The 20,522-nt window shown below is 71.3% G+C and carries 17 protein-coding genes; 13 read left to right on the top strand and 4 right to left on the bottom strand.

Annotation, left to right across the window (positions count from 1 at the left end):
• Window positions 1–186: 186 nt before the first annotated feature.
• Window positions 187–1,785 carry a transglycosylase SLT domain-containing protein gene (locus NKJ47_RS14550; protein WP_254458554.1) on the top strand — a complete coding sequence of 533 codons (1,599 nt, stop codon included), beginning with the start codon at window positions 187–189 and terminating at the stop codon, window positions 1,783–1,785.
• An 817-nt stretch (window positions 1,786–2,602) separates the two neighbouring features.
• Here NKJ47_RS14550 and asd read toward each other — a convergent pair.
• Both asd and NKJ47_RS14540 read right to left on the bottom strand, forming a co-directional pair.
• Window positions 2,603–3,448 carry an archaetidylserine decarboxylase gene (gene asd / locus NKJ47_RS14545; protein WP_254458553.1) on the bottom strand — a complete coding sequence of 282 codons (846 nt, stop codon included), beginning with the start codon at window positions 3,446–3,448 and terminating at the stop codon, window positions 2,603–2,605.
• Window positions 3,445–4,095 carry an SCO family protein gene (locus NKJ47_RS14540; protein WP_254458552.1) on the bottom strand — a complete coding sequence of 217 codons (651 nt, stop codon included), beginning with the start codon at window positions 4,093–4,095 and terminating at the stop codon, window positions 3,445–3,447. Before NKJ47_RS14540 ends, asd begins: the two co-directional genes overlap by 4 nt.
• Before the next feature lie 79 nt (window positions 4,096–4,174).
• Here NKJ47_RS14540 and prmB point away from each other — a divergent pair, with 79 nt between their 5' ends.
• The 7 genes from prmB to NKJ47_RS14505 all read left to right on the top strand — a co-directional run bounded on the left by prmB (window position 4,175) and on the right by NKJ47_RS14505 (window position 12,579).
• Window positions 4,175–5,101, top strand: a complete 927-nt coding sequence (gene prmB / locus NKJ47_RS14535) for a 50S ribosomal protein L3 N(5)-glutamine methyltransferase (RefSeq protein WP_254458551.1) — start codon at window positions 4,175–4,177, stop codon at window positions 5,099–5,101.
• Between the two features lie 10 nt (window positions 5,102–5,111).
• Window positions 5,112–6,215 carry a chorismate synthase gene (aroC, locus tag NKJ47_RS14530; protein WP_254458550.1) on the top strand — a complete coding sequence of 368 codons (1,104 nt, stop codon included), beginning with the start codon at window positions 5,112–5,114 and terminating at the stop codon, window positions 6,213–6,215.
• A complete protein-coding gene (locus NKJ47_RS14525) occupies window positions 6,208–7,242 on the top strand; it encodes a 2-hydroxyacid dehydrogenase (protein WP_254458549.1) in 1,035 nt (344 codons plus the stop codon). Before aroC ends, NKJ47_RS14525 begins: the two co-directional genes overlap by 8 nt.
• A gap of 103 nt (window positions 7,243–7,345) precedes the next feature.
• The gene (locus NKJ47_RS14520; protein ID WP_254458548.1) at window positions 7,346–8,371 is read left to right on the top strand and encodes an aspartate-semialdehyde dehydrogenase; all 1,026 of its coding nucleotides are present in this window, start codon (window positions 7,346–7,348) and stop codon (window positions 8,369–8,371) included.
• 467 nt (window positions 8,372–8,838) lie between these two features.
• On the top strand, window positions 8,839–10,923 hold the full coding sequence (locus tag NKJ47_RS14515) for a FimV/HubP family polar landmark protein (RefSeq protein ID WP_254458547.1): 2,085 nt from the start codon (window positions 8,839–8,841) through the stop codon (window positions 10,921–10,923).
• 223 nt (window positions 10,924–11,146) lie between these two features.
• On the top strand, window positions 11,147–11,920 hold the full coding sequence (truA, locus tag NKJ47_RS14510; RefSeq protein WP_254458546.1) for a tRNA pseudouridine(38-40) synthase TruA: 774 nt from the start codon (window positions 11,147–11,149) through the stop codon (window positions 11,918–11,920).
• Window positions 11,917–12,579 (top strand): phosphoribosylanthranilate isomerase, encoded by a 663-nt coding sequence (locus NKJ47_RS14505; protein WP_254458545.1) that lies wholly within the window; start codon window positions 11,917–11,919, stop codon window positions 12,577–12,579. The genes truA and NKJ47_RS14505 overlap by 4 nt, the downstream gene beginning before the upstream one ends.
• 34 nt (window positions 12,580–12,613) lie before the next feature.
• Here the strand turns inward: NKJ47_RS14505 and NKJ47_RS14500 are convergent, their stop codons facing one another.
• Window positions 12,614–13,507 (bottom strand): LysR family transcriptional regulator, encoded by an 894-nt coding sequence (locus NKJ47_RS14500; RefSeq protein WP_254458544.1) that lies wholly within the window; start codon window positions 13,505–13,507, stop codon window positions 12,614–12,616.
• Between the two features lie 98 nt (window positions 13,508–13,605).
• On the opposite strand from NKJ47_RS14500, the gene trpB reads away from it, so the two are divergent.
• The 5 genes from trpB to NKJ47_RS14475 all read left to right on the top strand — a co-directional run bounded on the left by trpB (window position 13,606) and on the right by NKJ47_RS14475 (window position 19,551).
• Complete coding sequence (trpB, locus tag NKJ47_RS14495) at window positions 13,606–14,823, top strand: tryptophan synthase subunit beta (RefSeq protein ID WP_254458543.1); 1,218 nt, start codon at window positions 13,606–13,608, stop codon at window positions 14,821–14,823.
• Between the two features lie 146 nt (window positions 14,824–14,969).
• The gene (trpA, locus tag NKJ47_RS14490) at window positions 14,970–15,773 is read left to right on the top strand and encodes a tryptophan synthase subunit alpha (RefSeq protein ID WP_254458542.1); all 804 of its coding nucleotides are present in this window, start codon (window positions 14,970–14,972) and stop codon (window positions 15,771–15,773) included.
• Between the two features lie 335 nt (window positions 15,774–16,108).
• A complete protein-coding gene (accD, locus tag NKJ47_RS14485) occupies window positions 16,109–17,008 on the top strand; it encodes an acetyl-CoA carboxylase, carboxyltransferase subunit beta (protein ID WP_254458541.1) in 900 nt (299 codons plus the stop codon).
• A 142-nt stretch (window positions 17,009–17,150) separates the two neighbouring features.
• Window positions 17,151–18,494, top strand: a complete 1,344-nt coding sequence (gene glmM, locus NKJ47_RS14480; RefSeq protein WP_254458540.1) for a phosphoglucosamine mutase — start codon at window positions 17,151–17,153, stop codon at window positions 18,492–18,494.
• 118 nt (window positions 18,495–18,612) lie between these two features.
• Window positions 18,613–19,551, top strand: coding sequence for an isopenicillin N synthase family dioxygenase (locus NKJ47_RS14475; protein WP_254458539.1), 939 nt, complete (start codon window positions 18,613–18,615; stop codon window positions 19,549–19,551).
• A gap of 122 nt (window positions 19,552–19,673) precedes the next feature.
• On the opposite strand, the gene NKJ47_RS14470 is transcribed toward NKJ47_RS14475, so the two are convergent.
• Window positions 19,674–20,474 carry an SDR family NAD(P)-dependent oxidoreductase gene (locus NKJ47_RS14470; RefSeq protein WP_254458538.1) on the bottom strand — a complete coding sequence of 267 codons (801 nt, stop codon included), beginning with the start codon at window positions 20,472–20,474 and terminating at the stop codon, window positions 19,674–19,676.
• Between the last annotated feature and the right edge of the window lie 48 nt (window positions 20,475–20,522).

Genomic DNA, 20,522 nt, shown 5'->3' with positions numbered 1-20,522 from the left:
CGGCACCGGCGTGGCGTGCCTGCTTCGGCATGGCAACGGCTGGCGCACGCGGGGCGCGTGTTGCGGTGCGGGATGGCCGCCGGCGATGAACCTTGGCCCGCCGCGGGCCGGACCGTGGCCGCGGCGACCTTGCCGCGACGCGACGGCGGGGGCTACCCTGCGGCCTTTCCGTAGCCGCGTCCCACCATGCCCCTTCCGTTCCGCTTCACCCACGCGTGGCCCGTCGCGGCTGCCGTGGCGCTGACCTGCACCGCTCCTGCCGCCCATGCCCGCGTGTCCGCCCGCGACCAGGCCGCCATCGCCGTCCTCGACCAGCGCCTGGCCGCCGCCGAGAAGCGCTACAACGACGCCATGGTGCTGGTCGGCAACAGCGACCCCAAGGGCACCCAGGAAAGCGATGCCGCGCTGGAGGACATCGAGGACGTGATCCAGGCCTGCATCAAGCAGCGCGGTTGCGAGGTCGGCACCTACCTGGGTGCGTACAAGCGCCTGCTCAAGGCCAAGACCGACGCGCAGGGCCAGGCCAGCGACACCGATGCCGCCGACGACGATTCCGCGCCGTTGCAGGCTGATCCGGACCACATCAGCCCGCTCGCCGCCGACGTGCCGGAGGCGGCGCGTGCCGCGCGCCTGCTCAACGACAAGCGCCACGCCTTCGATTCGATGGTGGAGTACAACCCGGCGGTGCAGGCCGGCATCCGCCGCTGGCTCACCGACATGCGCCCGGCGCTGATGAGCAGCTACGAAAACTATCAGAACCTGCGCGCGATCATGTGGCCGGAATGGGAAAAGCGCGGCCTGCCGGAGGCGCTGCTGTTCGGCATCATCGCCAAGGAGTCCAACGGCCGCGTGCACGCCAATTCGCGGGTGGGCGCCGCCGGGCTGATGCAGTTCATGCCGGCCACCGGGCGCCGCTTCGGCCTGGGCCCGGACGGCACCGGCTTCGATACCCGCTACGACGCGCGCAGCGCCGCCGAGGCGAGTGCGGTCTACATCAACGAGCGCATGGCCGAACTCAATCGCAGCGTCGAGTTGGCCCTGGCCGGCTACAACGGTGGCGAAGGCCGCGCCGCGCGCGTGTTCAACCAGATGCCCGGCCGCAGCTTCTGGGACGCATCGGTGTACAACCAGTTCCCGGCCGAGACCAAGGACTACGTGCCGATGGTGATCGCCGCGGCGTGGATCTTCCTGCACCCGCAGCAGTACGGCGTGGCCTTCCCCAAGATCAATGCGCAGCCGGCCACGCTGCGCCTGGCCAAGTCCACCACCATCTACGAACTGACCATCTGCCTGGGCAGCGATGGCACCCGCGACGGCTACATGCGCGCGCTGCGCAACCTCAATCCGCGCTACGAGGCGGACGGCTGGATTCCGGCCGGGGTGACCATCAACGCCACCACCAAGATCGTCGGCCTGTACAACCGCTACTGCGTCAGCGGCCCGCGCGCCGACCTGGCGCGCGCGCTGATCACCGCCGACGTCACCGCCGCGGTGCGCAGCGGCAGCCCGGCGCCGGCCGCCGACCTCACCGGCAACGTCGCGGTGGGCGACGTCAGCCCGGTCGCCGGTGTGCCGACCACGGTCGCCACCGGCCGTCCCGCGCCGGCCAAGCCCAAGCAGAAGCAGGTGCGCAGCTACCGCGTGGCCAAGGGCGACACCCTGGGCCGGATTTCCGACCGCCACGACTGCGATCTGAAGGAGCTGGCCAAGGCCAATGGCCTGCGTGCGCCTGGCTATGCGCTGAAGCCGGGCGATTCGCTGAAGCTGGTGGGTTGCGAGAAGTAGCTGGGGGGCTGTCGCTGCCGCATTGCTGGGAGACCCAGGCGGACTCCCATTCCTTCTCCCCCCGGGAGAAGGTGGCGCGCAGCGCCGGATGAGGGTACGGGCGACCGCAGTGCCGGATGTGTGGCGTTTCCGTCAGCCGGCGCGCGTCGGCGGTGCTTCACCGTCATCGCGTCGGGACTGAAGTCCCTCCCACAGTGGGGGACTGTCGCTGCCGCATTGCTGGGAGACCCAGGCGGACTCCCATTCCTTCTCCCCTCGGGAGAAGGTGGCGCGCAACGCCGGATGAGGGGACGGGCGATCGCAGTGTCGGATGTGTGGCGTTTCCGTCAGCCAGCGCGCGTCGGCGGTGCTTCACTGTCATCGCGTTGGGACTGAAGTCCCTCCCACAGTGGGGGACTGTCGCTGCCGCATTGCTGGGAGGCCCAGGCGGACTCCCATTCCTTCTCCCCCCGGGAGAAGGTGGCGTGCAGCGCCGGATGAGGGTACCGGCGACCGCAGTGTCGGATGTGTGGCGTTTCCGTCAGCCAGCGCGCGTCGGCGGTGCTTCACCGTCATCGCGTCGGGACTGAAGTCCCTCCCACAGTGGGGGACTGTCGCTGCCGTACTGCTGCAAGACCCGAGCGAGCTCCCATCCCTTCTCCCATCGGGAGAAGGTGGCGCGCAGCGCCGGATGAGGGTACGGGCGATCGCAGTGTCGGATGTGTGGCGTTTCCGTCAGCCAGCGCGCGTCGGCGGTGCTTCACCGTCATCGCGTCGGGACTGAAGTCCCTCCCACAAGGGCATTCCACAAGGGGCCGCGTAACGGCCCCTGTGCGCGTCAGTGCAGCAAGCGCGCCAGCGCCTGGCCCAGCCGCACCGGCGATTCCGCCGCCAGCGCCGGGTCGAATGCGGCCACGCCGGGCGGCAACAGCACGATCACCGTCGAGCCGTAGTTGAAGCGCGCCATCTCCTCGAACCGCTGCAGGGTGATCCCCTTGCCGCGCCAATCCTTGCGGGTGATGCGGTCGGCGTAGCGCGGGATCTCCACGCCGCTCCACACCGTTTCCACGCCGGACACCAGCAGCGCGCCGACCATCACCGACACCATCGGGCCGAAGTCGGTGTCGAAATGGCAGACCAGCCGCTCGTTGCGCGCGAACAGGCGCGGCACGCTGCGCACCGCATCGGTGCCGACGCTGAACAGCCGGCCCGGCACGTGCACGGTTTCGCGCAGGGTGCCGGTCCAGGGCATGTGCACGCGGTGGTAGTCGCGCGGCGACAGGTACACGGTGGCGTACAGGCCATTGGCGAATGGCGCCGCCGCGGTGTCGTCGCCGAGCAGTTCGGCGGCGGTGAACGATTGCCCCTTGGCCTGGAAGATGCGTCCGTTTTCGATCCGGCCGAGCTGGCTGATGCGGCCGTCGGCCGGCATCAGCAGCGTCCGCGGATCGGGGTCGGGGACGCGCGCGCCGGGCTTGAGCGCACGAGTGAAGAAGGCATTGAAGGTCGGGTAGGCGCGCGCATCCGGTTGCGCGGCTTCGCTGAGGTCCACGCCGAAGCGGCGCACCACCGTGTCGATCAGCCACTGCTTCAGCGCCGGCCGCGACGAGTAGGCCAGGCGCCGCGCCAGCGAGGACAGCAGCCGGTGCGGCAGCACGTAGGTCAGGCGGGTGGTCAGGCTCATGGGGCGGTGGCCTTGGTCAGCGCCTGCAGGTCGGCGGCGATCGCCGCGGCATCGAACGGCGGGCGGATCAGTCCGGCCTGGCGGCCCTGCGGGTCGAGCACCGCGATCGCGGCGGAGTGGTCCATGCTGTAGTCGTTCGGGTTCTCGGCGTAGTGCTTGCCGGGCACCTTCTGGAACACGAAGCCCAGCGCGGTGGCGAAGCGCTCCAGCTCGGGCACGTCGGCGGTGGCGGCGATGGTGTCCTTGTGGAAGGCGTGGGCGTACTCGCCCAGCCGCGGCAGGGTGTCGCGCTGCGGGTCGACCGAGACGAACAGCACGCGCGGGCGCAGCGTGTCCGGCAGGGTCTGCCATTGCTTCTGCGCGCGCGCCAGGTCGGCCAGGGTGGTCGGGCACACGTCCGGGCAGGCGGTGAAGCCCAGGAACACCAGGGTCCAGTGGCCCTTGAGCTCGCCCGGCACCAGCGGCGTGCCGTCGGTCTGGCGCAGGCGGAAGTCGGGCAGCGGCCGCGGCTGCGGGTACATGCGCACCGTGCGGGTCTCCGGCCAGGCCGGGGCGGCGCCGCCGCCGAAGTACTTCTGGGCCAGCAGCAGCCCCAGGCCGGCGGCCAGGGCAACCACCAGGACGATGCCGAAGGTGCGGTTGAACATACTGATTTCCCATGCAACGAACGCTCATCATAGCGGCCGGGCCTCTATAATCGGGGGCCGAATTGCCTTGCCTGTTGCCATGACTGCCGACGCGGCCGCCGAACTCCACACGATCATCGACCTGATCCGCTACGGCACCAGCCGTTTCAACGCCGCCGGGCTGAGCTTCGGCCACAGCTACGACAACGCCCTGGACGAGGCCACGCAACTGGTGCTGCACGCGCTGCACCTGCCGCACGACCTGGGCCCGGCCTATGGCAGCGCGCGGGTCACCACGCCGGAGAAGGCGCAGGTGCTGGCGCTGTTCGAGCGCCGCATCGCCGAGCGCATCCCCGCCGCCTACCTCACCGGCGAGGCCTGGTTCGCCGGTCTCAGCTTCAAGAGCGACGCGCGCGCGCTGGTGCCGCGCTCGCCGATCGCCGAGCTGATCGAGGCCGGTTTCGAGCCGTGGCTGGCCGGTCGCCCGGTCGAGCGCGCGCTGGACCTGTGCACCGGCTCGGGCTGCATCGCCATCGCCATGGCCCACTACAACCCGAACTGGCAGGTGGACGCGGTCGACATCAGCGACGACGCGCTGAGCCTGGCCGCCGAGAACAAGCAACGGCTGCTCGCCGACAACGTCGCGCTGGTCAAGTCCGACCTGTTCGCCGGGCTGGGCGGGCGCCGCTACGAGCTGATCGTGACCAATCCGCCCTACGTCACCCACGCCGAGACCGACGCGCTGCCGCCGGAATACGCGCACGAGCCGGAGCTGGGCCTGCGCGCCGGCGACGACGGCCTGGACCTGGCGCTGAAGATCCTGCGCGACGCGCCGGCGCACCTGAGCGAGGACGGCCTGCTGATCTGCGAGGTCGGCGAGTCCGAGCGCGCGCTGGCGCAGCTGCTGCCGGAAGTGGACTTCGCCTGGGTCGAGTTCAAGGTCGGGCAGATGGGCATCTTCGCGGTGGAGCGCAGCGAACTGCTGGCGCACCACGCGCGCATCGCCGCGCTGGCCGCGGACCGGTGACGCGACGGCCATGAGCGCGAACAGTTTCGGCACCCTGCTGACCGTCACCACCTTCGGCGAATCGCACGGGCCGGCGATCGGCTGCGTGGTCGACGGCTGTCCTCCCGGCCTGGAACTGGACGCCGGCGAGTTCGCCCACGACCTGCAGCGCCGCGCCACCGGCAAGAGCCGGCACACCTCGGCGCGGCGCGAGGCCGACGCCGTCGAGATCCTGTCCGGGGTCTACGAGGGCCGCACCACCGGCACCCCGATCGGCCTGCTGATCCGCAACACCGACCAGCGCAGCAAGGACTACACCGACATCGCCCGGCAGTTCCGCCCCGGCCATGCCGACTACAGCTACTGGCAGAAGTACGGCATCCGCGATCCGCGCGGCGGCGGGCGCTCGTCGGCGCGCGAGACCACCATGCGCGTGGCCGCCGGCGTCATCGCCAAGAAGTGGCTGGCGCAGCGCTACGGCGTGCGCGTGCGAGGCTACCTGTCCCAGCTCGGGCCGCTGCTGCCGCAGGGCTTCGCCTGGGAGGCGGTGGAGGACAACGCGTTCTTCTGGCCGCATGCGCCGCAGGTGCCGGAGCTGGAGGCGTACATGGATGCGCTGCGCAAGTCCGGCGATTCGATCGGCGCGCGGGTCACCGTGGTCGCCGACGGCGTGCCGCCGGGCTGGGGCGAGCCGATCTACGGCAAGCTCGACGGCGAACTGGCCGCGGCGATGATGAGCATCAACGCGGTCAAGGGCGTGGAGATCGGCGACGGCTTCGCCGCGGTGACCCAGAAGGGCACCGAGCACCGCGACCTGATCGCGCCGGACGGGTTCCAGTCCAACCATGCCGGCGGCGTGCTCGGCGGCATCGCCACCGGCCAGCCCATCGTCGTCTCGGTGGCGTTCAAGCCCACCTCCAGCCTGCGCCTGCCCGGCGCCACGGTGGACGTGGACGGGCAGGCGGTGGACGTGATCACCACCGGCCGCCACGATCCCTGCGTCGGCATCCGCGCCACCCCGATCGCCGAGGCGATGATGGCGCTGGTGCTGATGGACCAGGCCCTGCGCCACCGCGCGCAGTGCGGCGACGTCGGCACGGTCACGCCGCGCATCCCCGGCGGTGGCGATGGCTGAGTCGCGGCCGCGGGTGTGGGTCAGCCAGCCGCTGTTCGACGACGTCGTCGCACGGCTCGGCGAGCATTGCGCGCTGACCACCACCGCGGACGTGACCCGGTATTCGCCGCAGGACCTGGTCGCGGCGCTGGCGCCGCTGGACGGCGCCCTGGTCACCCTCAACGAACGCATCGGCGCCGCCGAGATCGCCGGCGCGCCGCGCTTGCGCGCCATCGCCAACGTCGGCGTCGGCTACAACAATCTGGATCTGGACGCGCTCAGCGCGGCCGGCATCGTCGCCACCAACACCCCCGACGTGCTCACCGAGACCACCGCCGATCTCGGCTTCGCGCTGCTGATGGCGGCGGCGCGGCGCATCGGCGAGGCCGAGCGCTGGCTGCGCGCGGGGCAGTGGCAGCAGTGGTCGTTCCAGACCATGCTCGGCGCCGATGTCCATGGCAGCACCCTCGGCATCCTCGGCATGGGCCGCATCGGCCAGGCCATCGCGCGCCGCGCCGCGGGATTTTCGATGCGCGTGCTGTACCACAACCGCAGCCACCTGCCGGCCGAGGTGGAGCGCGCGCACCGCGCCGAGTACGTCGGCTTCGACGACCTGTTGGCGCGCGCCGACCACCTGCTGCTGGTGCTGCCGTACAGCGCGCAGTCGCACCACGTCATCGATGCCGCCGCGCTGGCGAAGATGCGGCCGACCGCGACGCTGGTGAACATCGCCCGCGGCGGCCTGGTCGACGAGGTCGCGCTGGCCGACGCGCTGGCCAACGGGCGCCTGGCCGCGGCCGGGCTGGACGTGTTCGAAGGCGAGCCGGCGATCCGTCCGGAGCTGCTGGCGCTGCGCAACGTGGTGCTGACCCCGCACATCGGCAGCGCCAGCGTGGCCACGCGCCGCGCGATGGTGGCGCTGGCGGTGGACAACCTGCTCGCCGCGCTGGGCATCGGCGCCGACGCCGGACGCCCGCCCAACGCGCTGAACCTGGACGCGATCGCCGCGGCCGGCGGCGCGCGGACGATTGCGGACAAAAAACGATAGGGAGCCTGCGGCGCCGCGCGCGGCGCGCACGGCAGGTTCCCCGAATCCACGTGGCAGTGCGGCTGTTCCTCCCCTTTTATCTTCCTGCGGATCGAATCCTTCCATGAGCAATGCAACCCGTCGTTTCAACGTCGCCGTCGTCGGCGCCACCGGTGCCGTCGGCGAAACCATGCTGAGCATCCTCGCCGAGCGCGATTTCCCCGTCGCCACCCTGTACCCGCTGGCCTCCGAGCGCTCGGCCGGCGGGCAGGTCGAGTTCAAGGGCCAGAAGGTCACCGTGCTCGACCTGGCGACCTTCGACCCGACCGGCGTGGACATCGCGCTGTTTTCCGCCGGCGGCGGCATCTCCAAGGAGTACGCGCCGAAGTTCGCTGCGGCCGGCGCGGTGGTGATCGACAACTCCTCGACCTTCCGCTACGACGACGACGTGCCGCTGGTGGTGTCGGAGGTCAATCCGCACGCGCTGAAGCACCGCCCGCGCGGCATCGTCGCCAACCCCAACTGCTCGACCATGCAGCTGATGCCGGTGCTGGCGCCGATCCACAAGGAGTACGGCATCGAGCGCATCAACGTGGCCACCTACCAGTCGGTGTCCGGCGCCGGCCGCTCGGGCATGGAGGAACTGGGCAAGCAGACCGCGCAGCTGCTGGCGTTCCAGGACATCGAGCCGCAGAAGTTCCAGGCGCAGATCGCCTTCAACCTGATCCCGCACATCGACGACTTCCAGCCCAACGGCTACACCAAGGAAGAGATGAAGCTGGTGTGGGAGACGCAGAAGATCCTCGAGGACAGCAGCATCCTGGTGAACCCCACCGCGGTGCGCGTGCCGGTGTTCTTCGGGCATTCGGAGGCGGTCAACATCGAGACCAAGCGCAAGATCACCGTCGAGCAGGCGCGCGCACTGCTGGGTCAGGCGCCCGGCGTGGAAGTGGTCGACGAGCACAAGGCCGGCGGCTATCCGACCCCGGTGACTCATGCCTCGGGCAAGGACCCGGTGTTCGTCGGCCGCATCCGCGAGGACTTCTCGCACCCGCGCGGCCTGAACCTGTGGGTGGTCGCCGACAACATCCGCAAGGGCGCCGCGCTCAATGCGGTGCAGTTGGCCGAGTTGGTGGCGCAGCAGGGCTGAAAGGGCGGGATTCGGCAGTCGGGATTGAGGATTCGTAGCGCTGCGCAGCGCGGGCTGTTCCTGGGCTGCGTGGTGCGCAAATCCCGACAATCATGCAACGGCCAGTGGCGGATGCCCTGGCCGTTGTCGTGTCCGGCGTTCGCGGTGTGCTGGAAGGGGGCGCTGCGGGTGCGATGATGAATGGCGTACCTTCAGCCGCGACGACGCATTCCTGGGAACGCCGTCGCGGCTGAAGCCGCTCCTACAGGACAAGGCGCGTTTCGCCGAGCCATGGCACAAGCGCGTGCAGTGCAGTGCGCGTCGGTCGCCAACCCACGATGGAACTGAAGCACTCGCGCACCCAACGCCACCGCGCACCGCGCCGCTGCCGCGTCCGCACCGAATCCCCAATCCCCAATCCCCAATCCCCAATCCCCAATCCCGGCTTCATATATATTGATGGCATGACTACAAGGGGCAGGGGCGGGATGCGCCTACAACCACGTTTGTTCCATCGCCGCGGCGGCGATGCGGCGTCCGCCGCGCGCGGGTTGCGTCACGTCTGTCGCGCTGCCGCTGCGCTGCTGTTGCTGGCCTGCAGCCAGGCCGCGCTGGCGCTGGGTCTGGGCGATATCCGCGTGCTGTCCAAGCCGGGCGAGCCGTTCCTGGCCGAGATCCCGGTGATCTCCAACGAGCCGGGCGAACTGGAGCGGGCGCGGGTGGCGCTGGCCTCGCCGGCGACCTTCGCGCGGGTCGGGCTGGAGCGCCCGCAGGGCCTGGTCAGCGATCTGCAGTTCCGCTTCACCCAGACCCGCAAGGGCCGCGCGGTGATCCAGGTCAGCAGCCGCATGCCGGTCGACGTGCCGTCGCTGAGCTTCCTGATCGAGGTCGATTGGGGCCAGGGGCGGCTGATCCGCGAGTATTCCGCGCTGATCGATGCGCCCAACACCGCCGCGGCCGTGGATGCGCCGGCGATCAACGCGCCGGCCGCGGCGCAGCCGTCCGACCGCATCGCCCGCGAGGCGTCCACGGCCGCCCCGGCGGCTGCGGCTGCCGCCACGCCGGCTGCCCCGGCGGCGCCGGGCGCCAGGCCGGCCGCCGCGCCGCGTCAGGCGCCGGCCCCCGCGGCCGCACCCGGCGATGCGCTGGCGCCGGTGCGCGCCGGGCAGACCCTGTCGCAAATCGCCGGGCAGCTCGCACGCGGCAACGGCCATTCGCTGGACCAGACCATGGTCGCGCTGCTGCGCGCCAACCCGGACGCCTTTATCCGCGGCAACCTCAACCTGCTCAAGCAGGGCGCGGTGCTGCGCACCCCGCGCGAGGAGGACCTGGCCAGCCTGGACGCCGCCGCGGCGGAGGCGGTGGTGCGCGAGCAGGCGGCGCAATGGCGCCAGGCGCGCGCGCCGGTGCCGCAGCCGGCCCAGGCGCAGCAGGACGCGGCGACAGTGCAGGCCGCGCCCAGGCCGGCCGCCGCCGCAGCCGGCGCACGCCTGGAAATCGCGCCGGCGGTGCCGGCGACGCGTCGCGAGGCGGGAACCAAGTCCGGCACCGGTGCCGGCGACCAAGGAGACATGGTGGCGACCCAACAATTGCAGCAGGCGCGCGAAGACCTCGCGGCACGCGATGCCGAGGTCCAGGAACTGCGCTCGCGGGTGGAGCAGCTCGAAAAGCTCAAGGCCCAGCAGCAGCAACTGATCGCGCTGAAGGACAGCGACCTGGCCGCGGCGCAGAAGCGCCTGGCGCAGGCCGGGCAGGCGACGCCGGCGGCCGCGCAGGCGCCGGCCAGCACGGGCTGGCCGCTGTGGTTGTGGGGCGGGGTGAGCCTGCTGGTGCTGGGCCTTGGCGCCTGGCTGCTGTCGCGCCGGCGCAAGCCTTCGCCGCTGCCGCCGCTGCCGCGCGACGACGACGCGGCGCTGGCGGCGAGCGCCGCGGTACCGGTGGTCGCGCACCGCGATGTCGATGCGCCGGAACTGCCGCCGCTGGAGCCCGCCGAGCCGCTGGTCGAGGACGACCTGGTCAGCCGCGACGAGCATGCACGGGAGGAGCCGGAATTCACCGACCACGTCGACCATCCTGCCGACGATCACGCCGAGCACCACGTGGATCACCACGCGGCGTTCGACGACGACGCCTTCGAGCGCGCGCTGGCGCAGCAGACGCTGCGCCATGCGCCGGCCGATGCGCCGCTGTCCGCGGGCAACGACGACATCCATTCCGTCGACGCGGCCGATGCCCATCCGCATGCCACCCCGGCCGTCGAGTCCGCGGCCGAGACGTCCTGGCAGCAACCGGCGCCGCTGTCCGCGGTGCCGAGCAGCGACCTGCATGGCGACAGCGATGCCGGCGCCGGCCGGCAGGAGCCGACCTGGCACCAGCCGGTGGCGCCGGCACCGGCGCCGGCCGAAGTGCCGTCGCCGTATCCGCCGGTGGGCCGCGAGCGGCTGGAACTGGCGGTGGCGTACATGGACCTGGGCGACAACGAGACCGCCCGCACCTTGCTGACCGAGGTCGCGGCCAGCGGCGACCCGGCCGCGCGTGCCGAGGCGCTGCAGTTGCTGGGACGGCTGGACTGATGGCGGCAGGCGGCGCGCGGCGCGCTTGCCGCGGCCGTCCGGCCTGGCTCGGGACGGCCTTGCGGCAGCCTGCGCGTCGGCGGCGCGGGCGCGGCGCCGTGCCCGCGTTGCCGGCATTGCAGGTGTACTGCCACGGCTGTGTCGCGGGCGCCCTGCGCTGGTCCAGGCACGCGCCGGCCGCACGGCGCGCCGACGCCGAGGTCGCACTGCAGTGGAGGTCGCCATGCGCTACGCGCTAGGGGTGGAGTACGACGGCAGCGAGTTCCAGGGCTGGCAGCAGCTCGGCGAGAGCGGCGGCCCCAGCGTGCAGGCGACGCTGCAGGCGGCGCTGTCGTCGGTGGCCGACGCGCCGGTGAGCGTGATTTGCGCCGGCCGCACCGATGCCGGCGTGCACGGCGAATGCCAGGTGGTGCATTTCGATTGCGATGCGCCGCGCCCGGCGCGCGGCTGGATGCTGGGCGCCACCGCGCGGCTGCCGCCCTCGGTGTGCGTGCGCTGGTGCGTGCCGGTGGCCGACGACTTCCACGCGCGCTTCTCCGCCCGCGCACGCCGCTACCGCTACCGCCTGCTCAACCGCCAGGTGCGCCCGGCGCTGTACCGGCAGACCCTGAGCTGGGAGCGGCGGCCGCTGCAGGCCGAGGCCATGCACGCGGCGGCGCAGGCGCTGCTGGGCGAGCAGGACTTCAGCGCCTTCCGCAGCGTGCAGTGCCAGGCGCTGCACGCGCGGCGCGAACTGCAGTCGATCGTGGTGAGCCGCAGCGGCGAGCTGGTCGAGATCCAGGTCCAGGCCAATGCATTCCTTCATCACATGGTGCGCAATATCGTTGGTTCCCTTGTCATGGTGGGAACGGGCGAAAAGCCGGTGTCCTGGATTGGCGAATTGCTCGCGGGACGCGATCGCCGCGTCGCCGGTCCGACGGCGCCGCCGCAGGGCCTGGTGTTCGTCGGTCCCCTCTATCCCGCCCACTGGACGCTTCCGGACGAGGTCACGCTATGAATCGCACGTTGTATCGCACCCGCATCAAGTTCTGCGGCATGACCCGCGCCGGCGATATCCGCCTGGCAGGCGAGTTGGGCGTGGATTCGATCGGGTTCGTGTTCGCCCATGGCAGTCCGCGGCGGGTGGCGCCGGCCGAAGCGCGGGCGATGCGCCAGGCCGCCGCGCCCATGGTCGACGTGGTGGCGCTGTTCCGCGACAACCCCAAGGACGAAGTGCGCGAAGTGCTGCGCACGGTGCGTCCGACCCTGTTGCAGTTCCACGGCGACGAGGACGACGGTTTCTGCCGCAGCTTCAACCTGCCGTACCTGAAGGCGGTGCCGATGGGCGGCGGTGAGATCAACGCGCGCACCCTGCAGCTGCAGTACCCCAACGCCGCCGGCTTCCTGTTCGACAGCCACGCCCCTGGCGAAAGCGGCGGCTCGGGCAAGACCTTCGACTGGTCGCGGCTGCCGACCGGCCTGCACCGGCCGTTCCTGCTCGCCGGCGGCATCAATGGCGACAACGTGTTCGACGCGATCATCGCCACCCTGCCGTGGGGCGTGGACGTGTCCAGCGGCATCGAGAGCCAGCCCGGGATCAAGGACGGCCACAAGATGCGCAAGTTCGTCGAGGAAGTGCGCCGCGCCGACTGCCACGAGTTGAACACCAACTGCTAGGCCACGCGCGGCGCCATCGTCCGCGTCGCGCGCGTCAGCGTTGCAGTTCCTGCGTCAGCCACTGGGCCAGCGCCTCGACCCGGCCATCCTGGACCTCGCGGCGCGTGCACAGTGCCCACTGCCCGCCGGTATCGACGAACCCCCAGGGCGCCAGCAGGCGGCCGTTGGCCAGGTCGTCGGCGACCAGCGGCTGCGGCGCGATCGCCACGCCGATCCCGGCCAGCGCCGCTTCCAGCAGGTAATACAGATGTTCGAAGCCGGTGCCGTAGCGCAAGTGCGCCGGCGCCAGTCCCTGCGCCTCGGCCCAGGCCGGCCAGGCCTGCGGACGCGATGCCGTATGCAGCAGCGGCAGCCCCTGCAGCGCCGCCGGCGCGGCCGTGGCCAGGGCCGCGGCCTGCGGCAGAGCGGGGCTGAGCACCGGGCCGATCCGCTCCGGCGCCAGCACGCGCACCTGCCAGTCCGCCGGCCACGGCGCCTGGCCCAGCAGCAGCGCCGCATCCAGGCCGTCCAGGTCGGCGGCGAAGTCGCCTTCGTGCGCGGACAGGTGCAGGGTCAGCGCCGGCAGGTCGCGCTGCAACGCCTGCAGCCGCGGGATCATCCAGCGGGCGAGGATGCTGCCGGGGCAGCCCAGCACCAGCGCGGCCGGGCGCGCTGGGCGGCGCAGCTCCGCCACCGCCTCGTGCACCTGCGCGAACGCCGAGCCGGCGGCCTCGCACAGGCGCGTGCCGGCGGCGGTCGGGCGGATGCCGCGGCCGTCGCGCTGCAGCAGCGGCAGCCCCAGTTCCTGCTCCAGCAGCCGCACCTGGCGGCTGACCGCGCCATGGGTGACGTGCAGCTCCGCGGCCGCGGCGCCGACGCTGCGCAGCCGCGCGGTGGCCTCGAATGCGCGCAGGGCGTTGAGCGAGGGCAGGCGGCGTAGCGTGGACATGTGAGTTTTCCTGACGGTTCGTGTCAGACTTTATCGGTTTTTGTGCGTCGACGTGTGCGCTAAAGTGCAAGCCTGTCCTGTTGCCCTCCGGTTGCGCCATGTCCTCTGTCCCCGTCAGCGACTTCCACGCCTATCCCGACGCCGCCGGCCACTTCGGCCGCTACGGCGGCCGTTTCGTCGCCGAGACCCTGATCGGCCCGCTGCAGGAACTGGCCGCCGCCTACGACGCCGCGCGCCAGGATCCGGCCTTCATCGCCGCCTACGACAAGGACCTGACCCACTACGTCGGCCGGCCCAGTCCGATCTACCACGCCGAGCGGCTCAGCCGCGAAGTCGGCGGCGCGCAGATCCTGCTCAAGCGCGAGGACCTGAACCACACCGGCGCGCACAAGATCAACAACACCATCGGCCAGGCGCTGCTGGCCAGCCGCATGGGCAAGACCCGCATCATCGCCGAGACCGGCGCCGGCCAGCACGGCGTGGCCAGCGCCACTGTGGCCGCGCGCCTGGGCCTGGAATGCGTGGTGTACATGGGCGCCACCGACATCGAGCGGCAGAAGATCAACGTCTACCGGATGAAGCTGCTCGGCGCCACGGTGGTGCCGGTGCACTCCGGCTCGGCCACGCTCAAGGACGCGCTCAACGAGGCGATGCGCGACTGGGTCACCAACGTGCAGGACACCTTCTACATCATCGGCACCGTCGCCGGCCCCGACCCGTATCCGCGCATGGTGCGCGACTTCAACGCCATCGTCGGCCGCGAGGCGCGCGCGCAGATGCTGGCCGACTACGGCCGCCTGCCGGATGCGATCAGCGCCTGCGTCGGCGGCGGCAGCAACGCCATCGGCCTGTTCCATGCCTTCCTCAACGACGCCTCGGTGAAGATCTACGGCGCCGAGGCCGCCGGCGACGGCATCGGCAGCGGCCGCCACGCCGCCTCGATCGCCGCCGGCCGCCCCGGCGTGCTGCACGGCAACCGCACCTACGTGATCTGCGACGACGACGGACAGATCACCGAGACCCATTCGGTGTCCGCCGGCCTGGACTACCCGGGCGTGGGCCCGGAACACGCGTTCCTGGCCGACAGCGGCCGCGCCACCTACCAGGGCATCACCGACGACGAGGCGCTGGCCGCGTTCCACCTGCTGGCGCATACCGAGGGCATCCTCGCCGCGCTGGAGTCCAGCCACGCCGTGGCGCAGTCGATCAAGCTGGCGCGCGAACTGCCCAAGGACGCGCTGGTGCTGTGCAACCTGTCCGGCCGTGGCGACAAGGACGTGCACACCATCGCCGCGCGCGAAGGGCTGGCGCTGTAACGCTGTTCCCTTCTCCTTCGGGAGAAGGTGGCGCGAAGCGCCGGATGAGGGGACGGGCGCAGCCCCGTAAGCCAAATTCCGCACCGCTTCGCCTCTTTTCCTCACCCAACCCCTCTCCCGCTCGGAGAGGGGCGCAAAGGTCCAACATGAGCCGTCTCGCCGACACCTTCGCCCGACTCGATGCCCGACGCCGCAAGGCCCTGATTCCCTTCCTCACCGCCGGCGATCCATCGCTGGAGGCGACCGTGCCGGCGATGCATGCGCTGGTCGAGGCCGGTGCCGACGTGATCGAACTGGGCGTGCCGTTCTCCGATCCGATGGCCGACGGCCCGACCATCCAGCGCAGTTCCGAACGCGCGCTGGCGCGCGGCGCCGGCCTGCGCTACGTGCTGGAGACGGTCAGTGCGTTCCGTCGCGACGACGCGGCCACCCCGGTGGTGCTGATGGGCTACCTCAACCCGGTGGAGATCCACGGCACCGCACGTTTCGCCGAGGAGGCGGTGGCGGCCGGCGTGGACGGCGTGCTGCTGGTCGACCTGCCGCCCGAGGAGTCGGCCGAGACCCTGGCGATCTTCGCCGACGCCGGCCTGGACCTGATCGTGCTGGCCTCGCCGACCACCAGCGATGCGCGCATCGCGCTGTTGTGCGATGCGGCACGCGGCTATCTGTACTACGTCAGCTTCGCCGGCGTGACCGGTGCTGACCGGCTGGATACCCGCGCCGCCGGCGACCGCCTGCGCCAGCTGCGCGCGCGCTGCCCGGTGCCGGTGGTGGCGGGCTTCGGTATCAAGGACGCCGCCAGCGCCAAGGCCATGGCCACCGATGCCGACGGCGTGGTGGTGGGCAGCGCGCTGGTCGCGGCGCTGGCCGAGGCCAGCAGTCCGCAGGCCGCGCGCGAGGCGGCCCTGGCGTTCCTGGCGCCGCTGCGGCAGGCGCTGGACGCGGGCTGAGCCACGCCGGGTCCGTACGCGAACGCCCGCCGCGCGCGGGCGTTCGTGTTTGCGGCGATGCCGCATCCGCGGCGCGCAAGTGCATGCGGCGCAGCGCCGCCAGTCGATGGCGCGCGCGGCCGCTGGTCCCGGAGCGTTTATGGGGTGCCGGGATGGGCGGCGGCGATGCCACACGTCCCGCGGTCGGCGAGGGCCGCAGGCGCCCTGGCGGCGGCCGCGTCGGTGCCGGCCGGCCTGGCCGCTCCATGCGCCACCGTCTGCAGGCCACCGGGGGACCGAGTTAGACTGTCGCCCCTCTGCGGCTCTCGCGGCCGCCCAATGGATCGTCACATCGCATGAGTTGGCTCAGCAAATTGATGCCTTCGGGCATTCGCACCGACAGCACGCCCAGCAAGAAGCGCAGCGTTCCCGAAGGGTTGTGGGAGAAGTGTCCCAATTGCAGCGCCGTGCTGTACCGGCCGGAGCTGGAGGAGAACCTGGAGGTGTGCCCGAAGTGCGGCCACCACATGGCGATCCGCGCGCGCGCGCGCCTGGCCGCGCTGTTCGACGCCGACACCGCGCCGACCGAGATCGGCGCGCGCCTGGGCCCGACCGACGTGCTGAAGTTCAAGGACCAGAAGAAGTACGGCGAGCGCATCAAGGCCTCGCAGAAGAGCACCGGCGAGTACGACGCGCTGGTGGCGATGCAGGGCCTGCTGAAGGGCCAGCCGCTGGTCGCGGCCTCGTTCGATTTCGCCTTCATGGGCGGCTCGATGGGCTCGGTGGTCGGCGAGCGTTTCGCCCTGGCCGCCGAGACCGCGCTGAAGATCGGCGCCCCGTTCGTGTGCTTCTCCGCCAGCGGCGGCGCACGCATGCAGGAAGGCCTGTTCTCGTTGATGCAGATGGCCAAGACCTCGGCCGCGCTTGGGCGCCTGCGCGCGGCCGGCCTGCCGTACGTGTCGGTGCTGACCCATCCCACCACCGGCGGCGTGTCGGCCAGCTTCGCCATGCTCGGCGACGTCAACATCGCCGAGCCGCACGCGCTGATCGGCTTCGCCGGCCCGCGCGTGATCGAGCAGACCGTGCGCGAGACCCTGCCGGAAGGCTTCCAGCGTTCGGAGTTCCTGCTCGAGCACGGCGCCATCGACCAGATCTGCGACCGCCGCGAATTGCGCGACCGCCTGGCCGACCTGCTGGCGATGATGATGCGGCAGCCGGCGCCGGCGCCGGCGCCGGCGAAGAGCGAGGCGGCATGAGGGCCGGGAATCGGGAAGCGGGACTGGGGAATCGTGGTGCCGCGCGTGCGTTGCATCGCGCGGCAAGCGCGGGTTTGTCGCGATTCCTGGAAGTCTCCGGCTGTTCCCGATTCCCCATGTTCCATTCCCGATACCCCGCCGCATGAGCCCGCGCAAATACTTCGGCACCGACGGCATCCGCGGCCGGGTCGGGCAGGGCGTGATTTCCGCCGATTTCGTGATGCGCCTGGGCAATGCGCTGGGCCGCGTGCTGGTCGCTGGCGGCACCGCGCGGCCGACCGTGGTGATCGGCAAGGACACGCGCATTTCCGGCTACATGTTCGAGTCGGCGCTGGAGGCCGGGCTGGTCGCGGCCGGCGCCCACGTGCAGTTGCTCGGGCCGATGCCGACCCCGGCGGTGGCGTTCCTGACCCGCACCCTCGGCGCCGACGCCGGCATCGTCATCAGCGCCTCGCACAATCCGCATTACGACAACGGCATCAAGTTCTTTTCCGCCCACGGCGAGAAGCTCGACGACGCCACCGAGCAGGCGATCGAGGCGGCCCTGGACGCGCCGTTCGCCACGGTCGAGTCCGAGCGGCTGGGCAAGGCGATGCGCGCGCGCGAGGCGATCGGCCGCTACATCGAATTCTGCAAGGCCAGCGTGCCGCGCGGCTTCGACCTGCGCGGACTGAAGCTGGTGCTGGACTGCGCGCACGGCGCGACCTACCACATCGCGCCGCTGCTGTTCCGCGAACTGGGCGCGGAGGTGATCGCGATCGGCGCCGCGCCGGACGGACTCAACATCAACGCCGGCGTCGGCTCGATGCACATCGACAACCTCGCCGCCAACGTGCGCGAGCATGGCGCGCACCTGGGCATCGCCTTCGACGGCGACGGCGACCGCGTGCTGATGGCCGACGACCAGGGCAATCCGGTCGACGGCGACGGCCTGCTGTACGTGCTGGCCTGCGGCTGGCAGGCCAGCGGCCGCCTGCACGGGCCGGTGGTCGGCACGCTGATGACCAACTACGGCCTGGAACGGGCACTGGCCGCGTTGCAGGTGCCGTTCCTGCGCGCCAAGGTCGGCGACCGCTACGTGCACCAGGCGCTGGTCGAACAGGGCGGGGTGCTCGGCGGCGAGGCCTCCGGGCACATGCTGTGCCTGGATCGCGCCACCACCGGCGACGCCATCGTCAGCGCGCTGCAGGTGCTGGAAGTGCTCAAGCGTTCGCGGCAGACCCTGCGCGAGGCGCTGGCCGGGCTGCAGAAGGTGCCGCAGCAGACCGTCAACGTGCGCCTGCAGCCGGGCGTGCGCCCGCTCGAGGCCGATAGCGTGAAGGCCGCGCTGGCGGCGGCGCAGGCGGCGGTGCAGGGGCGCGGGCGCGCCTTCCTGCGCGCCTCCGGCACCGAACCGGTGGTGCGGGTCACGGTCGAGGCCGACGATGCGACGCTGATGCAGCAGACCCTGGACGCGCTGGCCGAGGCGGTCCGTGACGCGGCGTGAGTCGGTCGCCATCGCCCTCTTCGTGGTCGTCGCCAAGGCGGTCACGTTCTACCTGCTGTATCGCCTGCTGCGCTGAGCGCGGCGTTTGTTCCCTTTTCACGAGATGACGGTTCCTGCCATGACTGCGCGCATTCCCACCCTCGACATCACCCGTTTCGACACCGACCGCGACGCGTTCGTCGCCGAGCTGGGCGCGGCCTACCGCGAGTGGGGCTTTGCCGGCATCCGCAACCACGGCATCGCCCAGGCGCAGATCGACGCGGCCTACGACGTGTTCAAGGCCTTCTTCGCCCTGCCCGAGGAGACCAAGCGCCAGTACCACCTGCCGGGCGGCGGCGGCGCGCGCGGCTACACCGCCTTCGGCGTGGAGACCGCCAAGGACTCCAAGCATTTCGACCTGAAGGAGTTCTGGCATATCGGCCGCGAGATCGCCGACGACTCCCCGTACCGCGCGGTGATGCCGCCGAACCTGTGGCCGAGCGAGGTGCCCGGGTTCCGCACCCACGGTTACGGCCTGTACCAGGCGCTGGACCAGCTCGGCGCGCGCGTGCTGTCGGCGCTGGCGCTGCACATCGGCCTGCCCGAGCACTACTTCGTCGACAAGACCGATTCGGGCAATTCGATCCTGCGCCCGATCCATTACCCGCCGATCACCGCCGACGACATCCCCAACGTGCGCGCCGGCGCCCACGAGGACATCAACCTGATCACCCTGCTGGTCGGCGCCAGCGCCGCCGGCCTGGAAGTGAAGTCCAAGCAGGGCGAGTGGGTGCCGTTCACCTCCGACGCCGACACCATCGTGGTCAACATCGGCGACATGCTGCAGCGCCTGACCAACCACGTGTATCCCTCGACCACCCACCGCGTGGTCAACCCGCCGGGCGAGCAGGCGCGCCAGCCGCGCTACTCGGTGCCGTTCTTCCTGCACCCGAACCCGGACTTCGTGATCGACGTGCTGCCGTCCTGCGTCAGCGCCGACAACCCCAGCCGCTATCCCGAGCCGATCACCGCGCAGGGCTATCTGGAGGAGCGGTTGCGGGAGATCAAGCTGAAGTAGCTGGGAATCGGGAATCGGGAGTGGGGAATCGGTAAAAGCGGGCGTCCGTGCCCAGTCTTGTCACAGGCCTTCGTCGGCTTGCAGGCGCGGTTGTTCCCATTCCCCTTTCCCCATTCCCGGCTTCACTCCACGCTTCTGAAGCGATGCGAGCCGCGGCCCATCATCCGCAGCAGCAAGGCATTGGGCAGCAGTGCCGTCAGGCCGAGCAGGGTGCGGTAGACCGCGCCCGGGACCACCCGCACCTTGCCGCGTTCGGCGCCGTCGATGCCGGCGCGGGCCACCGCCGCGGTCTGCAGCCAGAGCCAGCGTGGCAGGGCGTTCATCTGTTCGCGGGTGCCGGTGACGTCGTGGAACTCGGACCAGGTGAAGCCGGGGCATAGCGCACACACGCCGACCCCGCGGTCGGCGTTCTCCAGGGCCAGCGATTCGCTGAAGCGGAGCATGAAGCTCTTCGCCGCCGCGTACAGGGTGTGGCCATCGGCGCCAGGCACCAGCGCGGCGAACGAGGCGACGTTGAGGATGCGGCCGTGGCCGCTGGCGCGCAGCGCCGGCAGTAGCCGCCAGGTCAGTTCGCAGACCGCGCCGACCATCACCTGCAGGAACGCCGCGTGCACCGCCCAGTCCTGGGTGATGTAGCGGCCGGGCACGCCGTAGCCGGCATTGTTGACCAGGATCCGCACCGCCAGCCCGCGCCGTTCCAGCTCCGCCACCAGCGCGGCCGGCGCCGCCGGGTCGGCCAGGTCGGCGACCAGCACTTCCACCGGCACCTGCGGCCGCAGTTCCTCGGCCAGGGCCTGCAGCAGCGCCTCGCGGCGCGCGCTGAGGATCAGCGGCACGCCGCGGCGGGCGTATTCGCGGGCGATCTCGCGGCCGATGCCGCTGGAGGCGCCGGTGATCAGGGCGTAGCCGGGAAGCTGGGGCATGGGGGTCTCCGGACCTGCAGCGGGCGATGGGGGAGGGCGGGACGGCCG

The organism is Xanthomonas sacchari (assembly GCF_024266585.1).
GTDB lineage: Bacteria > Pseudomonadota > Gammaproteobacteria > Xanthomonadales > Xanthomonadaceae > Xanthomonas_A > Xanthomonas_A sacchari_C.
This window is presented reverse-complemented; position numbering and strand designations above follow the sequence as displayed.

What these genes read in the sequence shown, in the direction of transcription:
- NKJ47_RS14550 (WP_254458554.1), top strand. Translation starts at nt 187, where the DNA reads ATGCCCCTTCCGTTCCGCTTCACCCACGCGTGGCCCGTCGCGGCTGCC.
- asd (WP_254458553.1), bottom strand. Translation starts at nt 3,448, where the DNA reads ATGAGCCTGACCACCCGCCTGACCTACGTGCTGCCGCACCGGCTGCTG.
- NKJ47_RS14540 (WP_254458552.1), bottom strand. Translation starts at nt 4,095, where the DNA reads ATGTTCAACCGCACCTTCGGCATCGTCCTGGTGGTTGCCCTGGCCGCC.
- prmB (WP_254458551.1), top strand. Translation starts at nt 4,175, where the DNA reads ATGACTGCCGACGCGGCCGCCGAACTCCACACGATCATCGACCTGATC.
- aroC (WP_254458550.1), top strand. Translation starts at nt 5,112, where the DNA reads ATGAGCGCGAACAGTTTCGGCACCCTGCTGACCGTCACCACCTTCGGC.
- NKJ47_RS14525 (WP_254458549.1), top strand. Translation starts at nt 6,208, where the DNA reads ATGGCTGAGTCGCGGCCGCGGGTGTGGGTCAGCCAGCCGCTGTTCGAC.
- NKJ47_RS14520 (WP_254458548.1), top strand. Translation starts at nt 7,346, where the DNA reads ATGAGCAATGCAACCCGTCGTTTCAACGTCGCCGTCGTCGGCGCCACC.
- NKJ47_RS14515 (WP_254458547.1), top strand. Translation starts at nt 8,839, where the DNA reads ATGCGCCTACAACCACGTTTGTTCCATCGCCGCGGCGGCGATGCGGCG.
- truA (WP_254458546.1), top strand. Translation starts at nt 11,147, where the DNA reads ATGCGCTACGCGCTAGGGGTGGAGTACGACGGCAGCGAGTTCCAGGGC.
- NKJ47_RS14505 (WP_254458545.1), top strand. Translation starts at nt 11,917, where the DNA reads ATGAATCGCACGTTGTATCGCACCCGCATCAAGTTCTGCGGCATGACC.
- NKJ47_RS14500 (WP_254458544.1), bottom strand. Translation starts at nt 13,507, where the DNA reads ATGTCCACGCTACGCCGCCTGCCCTCGCTCAACGCCCTGCGCGCATTC.
- trpB (WP_254458543.1), top strand. Translation starts at nt 13,606, where the DNA reads ATGTCCTCTGTCCCCGTCAGCGACTTCCACGCCTATCCCGACGCCGCC.
- trpA (WP_254458542.1), top strand. Translation starts at nt 14,970, where the DNA reads ATGAGCCGTCTCGCCGACACCTTCGCCCGACTCGATGCCCGACGCCGC.
- accD (WP_254458541.1), top strand. Translation starts at nt 16,109, where the DNA reads ATGAGTTGGCTCAGCAAATTGATGCCTTCGGGCATTCGCACCGACAGC.
- glmM (WP_254458540.1), top strand. Translation starts at nt 17,151, where the DNA reads ATGAGCCCGCGCAAATACTTCGGCACCGACGGCATCCGCGGCCGGGTC.
- NKJ47_RS14475 (WP_254458539.1), top strand. Translation starts at nt 18,613, where the DNA reads ATGACTGCGCGCATTCCCACCCTCGACATCACCCGTTTCGACACCGAC.
- NKJ47_RS14470 (WP_254458538.1), bottom strand. Translation starts at nt 20,474, where the DNA reads ATGCCCCAGCTTCCCGGCTACGCCCTGATCACCGGCGCCTCCAGCGGC.